General features: G+C 39.8%; 11 protein-coding genes. 2 read left to right on the forward strand and 9 right to left on the reverse strand.

Features of this window, described 5'->3' with window-relative positions:
* Nucleotides 1-3 precede the first annotated feature (3 nt).
* The 5 genes from I588_RS01480 to I588_RS01500 all read right to left on the reverse strand — a co-directional run bounded on the left by I588_RS01480 (nucleotide 4) and on the right by I588_RS01500 (nucleotide 5,662).
* Nucleotides 4-495 carry a PTS sugar transporter subunit IIB gene (locus I588_RS01480; protein WP_010757159.1) on the reverse strand — a complete coding sequence of 164 codons (492 nt, stop codon included), beginning with the start codon at nucleotides 493-495 and terminating at the stop codon, nucleotides 4-6.
* A gap of 18 nt (nucleotides 496-513) precedes the next feature.
* A complete protein-coding gene (locus I588_RS01485) occupies nucleotides 514-930 on the reverse strand; it encodes a PTS sugar transporter subunit IIA (RefSeq protein ID WP_010757160.1) in 417 nt (138 codons plus the stop codon).
* Between the two features lie 122 nt (nucleotides 931-1,052).
* Nucleotides 1,053-3,638: a sigma 54-interacting transcriptional regulator gene (locus tag I588_RS01490; protein WP_010757161.1), complete on the reverse strand. Its 2,586-nt coding sequence runs from the start codon at nucleotides 3,636-3,638 to the stop codon at nucleotides 1,053-1,055.
* A gap of 9 nt (nucleotides 3,639-3,647) precedes the next feature.
* Nucleotides 3,648-4,616: a Gfo/Idh/MocA family protein gene (locus tag I588_RS26310; protein WP_010757162.1), complete on the reverse strand. Its 969-nt coding sequence runs from the start codon at nucleotides 4,614-4,616 to the stop codon at nucleotides 3,648-3,650.
* A gap of 113 nt (nucleotides 4,617-4,729) precedes the next feature.
* Nucleotides 4,730-5,662 (reverse strand): DUF561 domain-containing protein, encoded by a 933-nt coding sequence (locus I588_RS01500; protein WP_010757163.1) that lies wholly within the window; start codon nucleotides 5,660-5,662, stop codon nucleotides 4,730-4,732.
* A 108-nt stretch (nucleotides 5,663-5,770) separates the two neighbouring features.
* Between I588_RS01500 and I588_RS26690 the strand changes: the two genes are divergently transcribed.
* Nucleotides 5,771-6,403 (forward strand): DUF998 domain-containing protein, encoded by a 633-nt coding sequence (locus I588_RS26690; protein ID WP_010757164.1) that lies wholly within the window; start codon nucleotides 5,771-5,773, stop codon nucleotides 6,401-6,403.
* Between the two features lie 73 nt (nucleotides 6,404-6,476).
* On the opposite strand, the gene I588_RS01515 is transcribed toward I588_RS26690, so the two are convergent.
* Genes I588_RS01515 through I588_RS01525 form a run of 3 tightly spaced genes read right to left on the reverse strand, consistent with a single transcriptional unit; the run spans nucleotide 6,477 to nucleotide 11,146 of the window.
* Nucleotides 6,477-7,814: an MFS transporter gene (locus I588_RS01515; RefSeq protein WP_010757165.1), complete on the reverse strand. Its 1,338-nt coding sequence runs from the start codon at nucleotides 7,812-7,814 to the stop codon at nucleotides 6,477-6,479.
* 28 nt (nucleotides 7,815-7,842) lie between these two features.
* Nucleotides 7,843-9,825 (reverse strand): alpha-L-rhamnosidase-related protein, encoded by a 1,983-nt coding sequence (locus I588_RS01520; RefSeq protein WP_010757166.1) that lies wholly within the window; start codon nucleotides 9,823-9,825, stop codon nucleotides 7,843-7,845.
* Between the two features lie 13 nt (nucleotides 9,826-9,838).
* A complete protein-coding gene (locus tag I588_RS01525; protein ID WP_010757167.1) occupies nucleotides 9,839-11,146 on the reverse strand; it encodes an MFS transporter in 1,308 nt (435 codons plus the stop codon).
* 142 nt (nucleotides 11,147-11,288) lie between these two features.
* Between I588_RS01525 and I588_RS01530 the strand changes: the two genes are divergently transcribed.
* Nucleotides 11,289-12,260, forward strand: a complete 972-nt coding sequence (locus I588_RS01530; protein WP_034693278.1) for an AraC family transcriptional regulator — start codon at nucleotides 11,289-11,291, stop codon at nucleotides 12,258-12,260.
* Between the two features lie 17 nt (nucleotides 12,261-12,277).
* Here I588_RS01530 and I588_RS01535 read toward each other — a convergent pair whose 3' ends face one another.
* On the reverse strand, nucleotides 12,278-13,102 hold the full coding sequence (locus I588_RS01535; protein WP_010757169.1) for a histidinol-phosphatase HisJ family protein: 825 nt from the start codon (nucleotides 13,100-13,102) through the stop codon (nucleotides 12,278-12,280).
* Nucleotides 13,103-13,325 lie beyond the last annotated feature (223 nt).

Genomic DNA, 13,325 nt, shown 5'->3' on the forward strand with positions numbered 1-13,325 from the left:
ATCTTATAATTTTTGATCCTTGATAATCGTACTAGCTAATACTTTGTCTTCTGTTGGTACTGCTTGGAAGGCTGTTTCTGGATAAACCTCCACCAGGTCCTTTAATGCGGCAATTTCAGAATCAGTCAGCATGACATATTTGGTAATTTCTTTTTTCGGTTCGTTAATCATTTTGCCGGCATTCCCGATATTCACATATTCGATTGTTGGAATTTCTTTGGCAATTTTTAACGCATCTTCTACAGTTTTCACTAAAACCATTAGATTCATAGAACTAGCCTTGGGATTCTTTAACAGAGCGATGGCACCATCGATATCCTTCATGATTGATTTAATATTGCTAGGTACGGCCATTTGCAGCGCCATTTTTTGCGTATCATTATTCGCTACCTCGTCATTAGCGATAACTAATCCTTGAAGCTTCAGCTCTTTTGACCAAACCATGGCAATCTGTCCATGAACCAAACGTTCGTCTACTCGTAATGCTTTAATCATAATTTTTCTCTCCTTTATTTATGCGAAAAAATCCTCTTCATTTACTGTCTCTTCTACCATTGGTGTTACCAGCTGCATTGCATTTTTGCTTGTTTCTAAATAATGCTTCAAATTCTCTACTGTCAAGTTTTCTTTATTTAAAACAACTTCTAAAATCACTGGTAAATTGAACCCGGCAATAATTTGAACCTGTCGTCCCTCACTGGCCAATAAAACTTTTTGATTCACGCTGCCGCCGAATAAATCCGTAAAAACGACTGCTAATTCATCCGCTCCTAATGAAGCAAAGAATGTGTCTAATTGTTCATCAATTGGCGGCTCATCTTCTACATAGGCTGATAAAAACGCGATCTCCTCATTTGGAATGAATAATTCTAACGTGCTTTGCAGGCCTTTAGCGAAATTTCCATGAGTTGCGATTGCAAACTTTGTCATCTCGTCCCCTCCTTCTCATCTATAATATAAGCAAATGGCGTGCCAACTATTTCTAACTTGTTCTATCAGGGGTTATTAAGCACAAAAAAATAGTGCTTAACAAACTAAGCACTAATTTAAGCTTAAAAACGCATTTTAAGCAGTTCATACATTAACGAAAGCTCATAGTCATCGACAAAGATATTGTATTTTCTTTCAACTGCATGAAAGACGTTTTTTGAGACGGAATAAAATTCTTTGCGTTCCGCATCCAGGGTTTCTTCGTCACTAGCAGCTGCCTCATTTCGACGAGAACTAACCATCATCCGCTCAATCATTAAGGCAATATGCATATAAAGATTCAATTTGTCGCGACCTGTTAGCGTTAGTTCATAATACTGCTCATATTTTTCAACAATTTCTTGAACTTCCTTAATTACGATCTCAGGATTAAGAAATTGTAAGCGGGCACCGATTCCTTCAATCGTGAAGAATTGCAGAAACTGCTTCAGCAATTTGTTGCAGGCCGTCTCCGATTCGCCATTTTGCATGAGCAGCCGCTTAACCAGCTGAGCACCCTCTGGCTCCATCACATCATAAATGTTAATAATTGAAATTTCCTCAAAGGAGTCAATATCAGTCGTTGTCAAAATCATTTGTGTATTGGCAAAATAATCCAGCTCGTGAGAATTCAGCGTTTGCTTCAAATCCTTGTAGTCCATTGTAATAATTTCTGTCTCTTCAGCTAGACAGTTTATCATGATTCGTTTGATCTCTTCTGAAAGACCTGCCCCTGACATGCAGGAAACAATGATGTTGCGATTTTGTGATAGGCCCTCGTAATACTGAACATTGGTTAGTTCACTATAATGTTCCGCTTTTTTAGCGATTTCTTTGAAAGGTACCTGCTGCTGTACCTGCAAGCCAATGTCTAAGGCCATCGAAGTAGTTAAATTGTTAATTACCATCAAATCCGCATCTGATTGCTTTTTAATTTCCTTATACATTTGACTTAAGGAACCCATGTCAAATAAAACAATAACTTCCTGATCCCGCCGATTTTGCTTTTGCAAAAAGCTCTCTACTTCGACAATAATTTCATTGATGGAGGCATCGATCGGCATATCAAAAGCTTCAAATAAGTAGGTTTGGCACAAGCTGTTTACTACTCGTTGAATACTAGAGGCCACATTCCCATGAGACAGCAGCAGGCAGACAAATGGAACCTGTTCAATGGTACGATACTCTTCCCCCACTAGAATAAACAGCAGCAAACATTGCAGCAATTCAGCCCGTTCCATTTCAAATGCAAAAATCGGCTGCAATTTTGCTACAAATTCCCCAATTAAATAGTAGGAACGAGGATAGGTCGCTTTAATTCTTTCAAGCATACTGCGATTTTCCAACGTTGCTGAAGATTCTAAAAATAATGACAAAATTAGTGCGGCTTCCGTTAAATCCTCAGTTGATAACTGGTTGAATATACCATAAGCAGTCTGGAACTCGTTTATCTGCTGCTGAAGCTGTTGAACAAAGCTATCAATAATTAACGAATGACTCGCTTGACTTTGAAGCTGTCTTCGAACCTTTTTCAGTTCCTTTCGAATGGAAAATCGGCATTCATTCATATCAGCAATTTTTTCTAAAACAAATAGTTCTTCTATTAAATAGCTGAAGCTTTGCTCAAAAATTTCTTCCGTAACTTGAGACGAATTCGTATCCTTTGAAATGGAAATTGCGCCTTCTATTAAATTGCCTACTTGAATGACAGATTCAGTCTGCTGTTCCATGAAGGCTCGAGCACAAAGCAGTCGTACTCGGTTTTTTAAATCCCCTAAATTCCCTCTGTATTGCTGATTAATTAATTGAAAAACTTCCGCCAACCCTAACTCAAAATCCTTTTGTAAATTCTGGGCTTCCCGCACAAAATTATCAAAGGTAATTTCCAAGCGTTCATGAATCGGCCGTTCGTGAAAAGCTGGCAATTTAATCGTCATGGGAACACGTCGTTGGAAGGTTCGCAGCAGCGATTGATCTAACGATTCAGTAGTAGCAAAGATGAAACGCAAATCTACCTCAACCGGCTGTTCTTTTTCTCCCAAGGGATAGTACTGCCCTAAATCCAGCAAAGTAAACAATTTCTCTTGATTTTCACTGTTCAATCGGTGGACTTCATCTAAAAAAAGAAAACCACCGTCCGCCTGTTTAACTAGTCCTTCTGTATCCTGATCTGCTCCAGTGAAGGCACCTTTGCGATAACCAAATAAAACAGATGACAAAAGTTCTGGATTGTTAGCATAGTCCGCACAGTTCAATGTGACAAAATTAGCTGAAGAAGTGATGACTTTTTCTTCAAGCGCGAACTGGTGAATCAAAGAAGCCAGATAGCTCTTCCCTACCCCTGATTCACCAGTGATTAGAATCGGAAAACCCTTAGGAGGATAGGTAACAGCAGCCTTGCATTCGTCAATTTCTGCCTTCAAACTGCCCTTAGCACCAATAAAGCTTGAAAAGGCATCCTTCTTTTCGGAAATTGGCCTCCAGTAAACGGGGCGAGTTCCCGTTTTTTCAACTAAGCCTTCATCTAATAATTGCGAAAGATACGTAGTAACAACATTACGGCTAAGATGTGTACTTTCAGCAACCTCGCTGGTGGTAATTTGTTCCTGTAAATCAGCCAACTCTTTTAAATGGTCTAATACGACATAGCGTGATCGCTTCACCACCATCACCTCCTCTTAATCTATAGGATATTTCATGTGCCAATCACGGCGAATTTGATCTGTAAGACTTAACACCTCTAACGTAAATTCAGGCGGTACTTCCTTAAGCTCAGTCCAGCCTGCTTCTAGGCACTCCTTCACAGCCAACCATTCATAGGTATAGCCTGTCATCCCCTCAGGCAATTGCTGAAGATAGATGCGTTCCCTTTTCTCATTATAAACCTCTAATTGGTTGAATTCTGAAAGATGGTCAATTTTGATATAGCCTTTTTCTCCACTAATTAAAGCCCCATTTAAGGTTTTTGCCTGAATGGTTGCATTTAAGACACCGCTGCTGCCATTGCGATACGTAAAGCATAATGTATGCTGCAAATCAACACCTGTTTCCCCAATGTTTACGATTGTTGTGTAATCATTATAGTCGGTTCCAAAAATTTCAAAAAGTAAATTCAATCCGTAAATCCCTGTGTCCATTAGTGCACCACCACCGAGATTAGGATCGATTAAGCGTCGATTAGTTAGACTGTTTCCGCCTATATTGGTGATCAATGATTTGAACGAACCGATCAACTGATTATTCTGAATGGTTTGCAGTTCTTTAAACACAGGATTAAATCTAGTCCAGAAAGCCTCTCCTAAAAACAGCTTCTTTTCGGCAGCTAGTGAAAAAAGCTCAGCAGCTTCCCGATGATTCATCGCTAGAGGTTTTTCACATAGGACATGCTTATTCTGTTGGATAGCTTCCCTTGCGTATTGATAATGATAACTATGTGGTGTCGCGATATAAACCAAATCGATTTCCGGCAACCTGAAAAAATCAGTCAGCTGATCCGTGAAATAGGGTACCTGATACGTCCGTGCAAACTGCTCTGCCTTCTCAAGCGATCGGCCATAAACAGCAGCTAAATCAATTCCCTTAATCTTCTTTATTTCCTGTGCCATAATCTCAGCGATTGCACCAATTCCAATAAACTCAACCTTCATAAGCCAAACTCCTTACTACTATACAAGTAAACTAATCATAAAATATTTAGTAAACAAATACAATGGTTTTTACTGATAAAGTGAAAAACCATGGGGTGATTAAACACTTGCTGTTAAACCTCCACCTGCAGCTGCTTAATCGTTTGTTTGGCTTCTGCCAGAACATCATCGATAATTTTTTTAGCAGGTTTAATCTCATGTATGGCTCCTGACACCTGCCCAGCCATTACTGAACCCTGTTCAATATCTCCGGCGGCGGCTTTTTTTGCTGATCCCAATGTCAGCTTTTCTAATTCTTCGAAGGGCATATTTTCTTTTTCCCATTGCTGGTATTGTTCAATCATTTTATTCTTAATACTGCGGACCGGAGCAACACCATTTCTACCAGTCACTACAGTATCCAGTTCTCCGGCAGCTGCTACAAATTCTTTTACATTTAAAGGAATCGGACATTCTTCCGCTAACAAAAAGGCCGTACCCATTTGAATTCCTTCAGCACCTAAAGCAAAAGCAGCTGCCATACCTTTTCCATTGGCAATGCCACCTGCAGCAATTACTGGAATGTTAACCGCTGCGGCCACTTGTGGAACTAAAACCATGGTTGAGAGTTCGCCAATGTGCCCTCCAGCTTCAGAGCCTTCTGCAACAACTGCATCCACTTCTAGAGCTTCCATTTTCTTAGCTAAGGCTGCACTAGGAACCACCGGAATTACTTTGATGCCCGCTGATTTTAATTGCGGCATATATTTTTTAGGTGTTCCGGCTCCAGTCGTTACCACCTTGACATTTTCTGCCACAATGACCTCGATTAATTCTGGAATATTTGGGGCCATCAGCATCAGATTTACTGCAAATGGTTGATCGGTTAATGCTTTGCATGCCCTAATTTCTGCTTGAAGCTCGGCTGCAGTCATGTCACCAGAGGCAATAATCCCTAAGCCCCCAGCGTTGGAAACTGCCGCAGCTAAAGGATATCTGGATATTTGTGCCATTGCACCTTGAAAAATTGGGTACCTTATGCCTAATAATTGAGTAATCGTTGTCATTTAAACGCTCCTTTTCAGGTATTTTGTCTCTCTTTTTTATTATACACGACTATCCTCTCCCTTAATCCTTTAGTATAATAAATCTATTAGTAAAAAAAGGAGTATTTCATGAAAAAATCGTTCATTCATTGGTTAGGTTTATTAGGAGTTGTCAGTCTGATTTCTTATACCGCCGCAGTAATTTTTAGCCCCTTAGCTTATCCTGGCTATCGCTGGATGGAGCAGGCGGTAAGTGATTTGAGTGCTTCCAACGCCCCGTCTCTTTTGCTATGGAATCAGTTGTCCTCTCTGTATGAGATTTGTGGAATGATTTCTATCATGATGGTTTGTGTCTTTATTCAAGGAAAGCTTACGACTGGACTACGAGTTGGGATTTATTTATTTGCAGCCATGAATTGGGTATCTGCGATTGGTTACGGCATATTTCCTCTTTCCGATAAATGGGAGGTCAGTTCTTTTCAAAATACCATGCATGGTGTTGTTACGGCACTGGTTGTGCTGCTATCGGTTTTATCATTAGTAATCATCATCGTTTCTGGCTATCGCAACAACGCCTATCCTTCATTAGCACTTTGGGCTGCTTTGGCTTTTCTGTTAATGCTGGCAGGAGCCATTGGCGTTGGAATCGTTCCGAAAGATTTTTTTGGCATAGCTGAACGTTTTAGTGTTTTTGCGGCAACTGGCTTTAATGCGGTTTTAGGCATTTACTTATTCAGAGGGTTCAACTTAAAAAATAGTTAGCTCATGTACAGCTAATGGAAATGTCAACATTCTGACGAAAAAAAGAGGCAGGCCAGCTGCCTCCTCTCATTCCTTAGTCCACTTTATCGACAACCGTCGTTAACTTTCCAGCTTCGATATTTTTATAACCTATTTTAAATACTAAAATAGTAATGATATACAAAATAAAAGGCACGATGAAGGCTGCCAGCAGGATTCCCGTTTGAGCCTCAGGCGATTGATCTTGATTCGATACATAACCAAAATGATTTAAAATAAAGCCTGGCGCTGCACCTCCCAAAGCCATAGCCACCTTCATAACAAAAGAGTTTAAAGAGGCAATCAATCCCGCACTTTGTATATGCATAGTTTCGTATACCCGATCAACATTATCAGCCGAAATACTGTATTGAATGGTGTTGATTAGTCCGAGTCCAAATTGAATGAATAAATAGAATACAATGAAAAGAATAACCTGCTGCCGGAAGAATAAAATGGCCACCATCATGCAGCTGGCAATAAAAAGGCCCAAAATATAAACATTTTCCTTACCTATTCTTTTAGAGACGCTGGGAACAATCATTCCTGCGAACAGGGCTCCAAAAAAGCCGACTAAACTAGCCATACTAAATATCCGTTCATCCCCTAACAGGTAGGTAATGTAATACAAAATCGTACCATTGAAAATATTCGTCGCTGCTGTAACAAAAAGCATTGATACGAAAAGGACAGAAACACTTCGGATTTTAAAAATGGCAACGATGTCCTTAAACGAATAATGCACCGCTGCTTTTTCCGGCTCCTCTGCTTCTAAATTCCTTTCTTTTAAACAAGCAGCACCAACAATTGTAAAGAACAAAACAGTTAGTACTGTACCGCTGATCAGCAACAAATACCCATCAGTCTTATCAGTAAATGCAGCAATAGCTAAAGGTGCTAGTACATTCAGAATGGTTGGACCCACTGTATAAGATACACCTTTAATAGAAGACAAAACATTTCGTTCATTCTCATCCTTGGTTAAAATAGGAATCATACTGTTCAAAGGAATATCCATCAAATCGAAGGTCACTCCCAGTAAAAGGTAGGAAATACCGATTACCAGTACCTGATGCTGAACAAGCAGTAAGGGAGCAAACCAGACAAACAGATAGTTGATGCAGCAAACAATCGTTCCTAAAACTAAAATCACTCGATATTTTCCCAAGCGGGTCTGTGGAAACTTATCAATGAAGTAGCCGAGGATAGGATCGCTGATCCCATCAAACATACGTGACACAAGAAACAGCGTGGCTACAACGGCTGGATTGATCCCAATCACATCAGTGTAAAAGATTAATAAATAGGTGTTCAGTAAGGTCATAATCGGAATGTTTCCTAGATTGGTTAAGGCAAAACCGATTTTTTCCCTTAGGTACATCTTCTTTCTCATGATTTCTCCTCCAAACTAGAGTAGCTAGTTAAACAGGCTGCAGTGACATACTTAAATGAAGAGGTTCGTCTTTAACTAATGGGAACACCTGCTGATTAAAGTGCACCTCTCCGCCCTCTTTATTCGTCCAAATGATGACTTCATCTCCAGTTTTGTTTAGGGTTACTAAACCATCTTTGATCGGAAACTGGCAGCTTAGTGAGTCAAAATTATTCAGCTTGGGTTCAACGACAAAGTTCTCATAGCCAGGAGCAGTTGGTACCAGGCCAACAAAATAACGACCTAACAGATAAATCGGACTGGCTCCCCAAGCATGGCATAAGCTCTTACCAAAGGGATCGCCGTACATTTCATACCTATCTGCACCTGTTTCCTCAGGCTTGTACTCCTCCCAAAAGGTCACTGCATCATGAGCCAACATCCCACCCCAATAATCCAAAATGATTTCATAAACACGCGCTGTTTCACCTAGCTTGCACAGGGCATCTTGCTCAAAGAATTTGAAATATGGAGTGGTAATCTGAGTGATTTCATCATTCAATAAAACATTTTCTAAAATTGAATGCTGCTGCTTAGGATTTACTAAATCAAACAGTACAGCGAAAATATTGGCATGGCGGGTTACATGACGTTTGCCGGACTCATAAGAATCAATAAAGGCTCCCTTTTCATCATCCCAGAAATAGTCCAACAGGTTTTTGTATAGCTGATCATATGCGGCTTGGTATGCTGTGGTTTCTTTTTGTAAAATTGATCCGCAAACGATCATCGAATGGTATGCCTTCAGTAACAGGACCTGTTCAGCAGCCAAGGTCCCCTCTTTATCCATTTCAGACCAGTCAATAAAAATCCAATCCTTTTCTCGTCCATAGATAAACCCTAGTTCGTTGGTTTGATTTTGTAAATAAGTCATCATGATAACCATTTTAGGATAGATTTGCTGTAAAAAATCGACATCGTTGGTCATCATATAGTGATTTTCAACACCAATTAACCATAAAATTGAATAATCAACAATCGTGTTCATATGCTGTTTAATTTCATTTTGACCTCTCAGAGCCAACATGGTTCGTTTATTGATATCCTCATCAAAGAATAGATACTGATTAATGAAATAGGATTGATAAGCATCTCCCGACCAAATCCAGCGGTCACGTTTAATTCCATCAATAAAAAATAAGCCGCTGCACAAGGTGAAGGTCTCAACTGAAACATCCCATATTTGATTTAACAGCGGATTATCAGAACGAAAGGCTGCTTTATTTTCTAGTGGAATGAATTCATGTACAGCGGAAACTTCCACATCTTCAGCTTTTATCCTAGGAATGAAGATATAGCGAAAGGCTCGTTTTCTGATAGAGGTTGCTGTGGTCGCTGAAATTTCTTTGTAATAGCACATTTCTTCATCCAGCGCTTCCGTTTCAGACTCACCGAAGCAAACAGTTACCGGTTTTCCTTCCCTTAATTCTTTGATAAGCAGTTTGCCAAAGATCGCGCGGCCAAAATCGAATAGAACCCCTCCCTGTATTTCTTTTTTATTTAGATAGGCTACTGGTTCAGTTGCATGGTAAACCTGATTAGGATCTTGATCGACTTTGGTATAAAGTGTACTCCAACCGGCTGGGTGTTCTTCAATAAAGTTGCTGCAGACCCAGCCAATATCACTTTTGATAATTTCACCAGTAAGGTAGACCGCCGGCAGCCCCTCCGTATTCCCTACAAAAACGCGAATTTTATTATGACCAGCCGGACAAGTTAAGGTTTGGCCAAAGGGGAATTTTTGATCATTTATCTCTACGTAACCAACTCCTTTGGCATCAACTTTAAATTCAGTTGGTTCTGCTAAATCATAATAGCGCTTAAATTTCACATTGCGATGACAATCATCCATATACCAATAAGCTGGCCAATCATACGCCCGTTCTTCACGAGAAAAATTTTGTAATAGGCTTTGCCGAATCTCAAAGTCGCCAGAGTACCATAGCCATCGGGAACTATTTTCGTTTATCATTGATCTCTCTCCTCTACTTTACTGAATGAACACTGTCTAAAGTCAGTTCTTTCTCAGTTGTATATCGTTTTTGCAACGACATCATCCAAACGCCGGCAATTGCTGCTAGTAAAACAATTCCAGCAAAACCATACATAGAAACCTGAATAGTTCCAGGCGCTACTAAAAACGGGGTGATAAAAGCGAATAAGCCGCAACAGATTCGTGAAAATCCATTAATGAATCCTTGCAATCCTGCTCGTACTTCTGGTGGAAAGGATTCCTGAGTCCAAACTTTATAGATTGCTTCACCAGCCATCGGGTTTCCAAAATTATAGAAACCAATCGTTACAGCCAGGGCAATAAAGCCAGCACCGCCACCTAAAACAGCCATCCCAATCATTGCTGCAAATTGGACAAAAACGCCAACAAAGAAGGCCTTATTGCGATATTTCCCACCCGATACAGAAGCAAATAAGATTGTTGTGATGAGCGATACAACATTCAAAATGATTCCTAAACCTGTTGCCTGAGTTTGAGTAGCTCCTGCATTTGTTAAAGCATAGGTTTGGAATTGCCCCCAGGTATTAGCTAGCAGGTTCCAGCAAACATAAAAAATTAAAATTGCCGCGAAATAGCCTAAATATTTATTCTTCTGTGATCCGAATAAAACAGACTTAATGGAAACTGCCGGTGCATCAGCAACCACTTTACTATTGGCTCTGCGACGTAGGCCTTCTTCATGAAATCGCTTGAATTTTTTTGAAGTAATTCGCCACAACCAAGCAACAACTGAGAAAACAAACAGGATTAAAAAGACAATCCGAGCCCCCATCACGCCTTCAATTCCTGATAATAGAAATGAACAAATATAAGAAATAAAAATACCTATTTGCCAAAAAACTTGGGTGGAAGAAACCAGCTGGGCAGAAGTGGTCTCATCTGGAGCATCATGAGAAACAACCGTCAAGCTGATAGGCAAATCAGCCCCAGAAGCAATTCCCATAACAACTACTCCTAAAAGCAGTGGATAAAAGCCGGTGGACATCACGCAAATGCCGGCTCCAATAGCATAAAATAGGTTTCCCCAGTTAAAGGAGCGAAATAAGCCGAAAAGCTGCGTTATTTTCCCTGCCATTAACGATCCAAAAGCAATAGCGAATGTTAAGGTTCCTGAGAGTATCCCTACTTGAGCTGTAGTTAGTGAAAGACCCTGCTGCCAGACAGGAATAGTTGCGGAAAGACCCACGATGCATCCTGAACCTAACATTGATCCAATACCAGCTGCTGTGGCTAAAGGGGTATATTCCTTAGCTGTATTCTTTTTCAATTGATGTGTCATAATTTCCTTCCCTCCTAATTGATGTCTTTATTCTAACCGCTTTCAATCCTCCGCTGCAATTTCATAAATCTAGAATTTTAGTATCAAATCTACAGATTATTTGTTAAACTGTTTTTAGCGAATTGATGAAAGGGAAAAAATGATGCACGAATTAAGAGAGCTTTTGCAGAAAGAACTTCCGGTAGAAACACTGCAGCGGCAAAGTGGAAAAAATATTAATGAAATGAATTTGAATTACGAGGAATCGATTGTGCCAAAAATTCCCGTGGTAGATTTTTTTGAGGAAGGAAATATATTTATTAATAAGCATCCTCGCTTTTCTCACACTCCTGCTCACACCCACAGCTTTGTAGAATTTAACTATGTGTACACAGGCAGCTGTGTTCAATGGATTAATGGGGACCGCGTGGCGTTATCACAGGGACAATTAATTTTGATGGATCGCAATATTATTCAGCAAATTGATTATGTTGGAGAGGAGGATTTAATTCTTAATATTTTGGTTCAAGATAGCTCGATACCCACAGAGCTATTGAATAATCTGGCACAATCAGAAGATATAGTGACCCAATTTATTGTCCAAGCCTCCCAAAAGCAGGCTTCTCATAATAATTTTATGGTGTTTGATTTAACTGAACAAAAAATTGCCAAACAGCTTATTGAACTAATGGCGCTAAAATTCTTTCAGCCACAACGAAACAAAGCTCGCTCCTTGAATCTGTTGTTAAGCGCTCTGCTAGTTGAGCTTTCCAACACGACAACCCTGTATACCAACAATACTTACAGTGAAAAAAAAGAGATATTTCAGCTGTTGAAGTACATTAATGATCACTATTGTGAAGTCTCTTTAAAACAGCTAGGGGATCATTTTGGTTACAATAAAAACTATATCAGCAATATGATCAAGGCGAAAACCGGCAGCACCTTTCAAGAATTAATTGATCAGAAGCGGCTTTCTGAAGCCAAAATCATGCTGCAAAATACAAATTACAGTATTTCTGAAATTGCTGAAGCAATCGGCTATAAGAGTACGCCTTCGATTTTCAAATTATTCCAACAAAAAACCGGCCAAACGCCAAATGATTTTCGCCAAAAGAAAAAGTCGCAGGAATAGCTCCTGCGACCAACGTCTTAAAGCGGGTGGAAATGAGGCTTCATTTTTTCAAAGGTACAGTAGTGTTTAAAGCCCAAGTCTTTCAGCAGCTTTTTGCTTTCCTCAATGTGGGCACCCAATTGTTCTGGGGTATGACTATCACTGCCAATGGTAATAATTGTGCCGCCTAATTCCTGGTACAGCTTCAAAATATCTACTGAAGGTGTGGTATCAGGAATTTGGTAACGAATTGAAGAGGTATTGACCTCAATTCCCTTACCGTCTGCAATAATATAGCTGAGAATTTCACTCAACATTGCTTTGTTTGCTTCAAAGGTATTCTTATCCTTGTTCAAGTAACGTCGGATTAGGTCCATGTGCGCAAGACAGCTATAATTGTGGTAATTTTTAACAACCGTCAACATTTCTTCATAATATTCCTGATAACACTGAGCATCGGTCTTCCCAACTTGAAATTCCCCTGTCCAAAATTCCTGATTGTCGATCTGATGAATCGATAACAGAATGAAATCAAAAGGATACGAAGAAAACAGCTTTTCGAACTTAGGAATTGTTTCTCTTTGTATGCCAAACTCTAAACCAAAACGCAGAGTGATCTCCTGCTGATAATTCCTTTTTAGTTCCTTGAATTGTTGGAAATAAGCCGGATAATCAACATTGCGCAGCATTTCGTTTTTGCCAGCAGGGACGGGGTCATCATGATCCAACTTAACACCATAGTCTACATGGTCAGTAAAGCATAACTCCTGAATTCCCTGTTTGATTGCATCCGTCACGACTTCCTCCATCGGATATTCTGAGTCGTCGCTATAATTAGTATGAACGTGGTAATCGAATTTCATAATAGTCCCCCATTTTCCTAAATTGACTGTTAAACTCCTGATAGTATTCTAGCTCAAATTTTTCCAATACGTGGCTGAGCTTGTCAGCAGTACCTATCTATTTTCTATAGCTTCAGCAAAGACTGAACCCTAGCCCATAACTACATTCGTTTCACTATTACTAGTCGTATTTGCGCTCTCTTAGATATTATCATAGACTGCCAAAAAAAGGCAGGACGCTTTT

It is taken from the genome of Enterococcus pallens ATCC BAA-351, from assembly GCF_000407485.1.
Lineage (GTDB): Bacteria > Bacillota > Bacilli > Lactobacillales > Enterococcaceae > Enterococcus_A > Enterococcus_A pallens.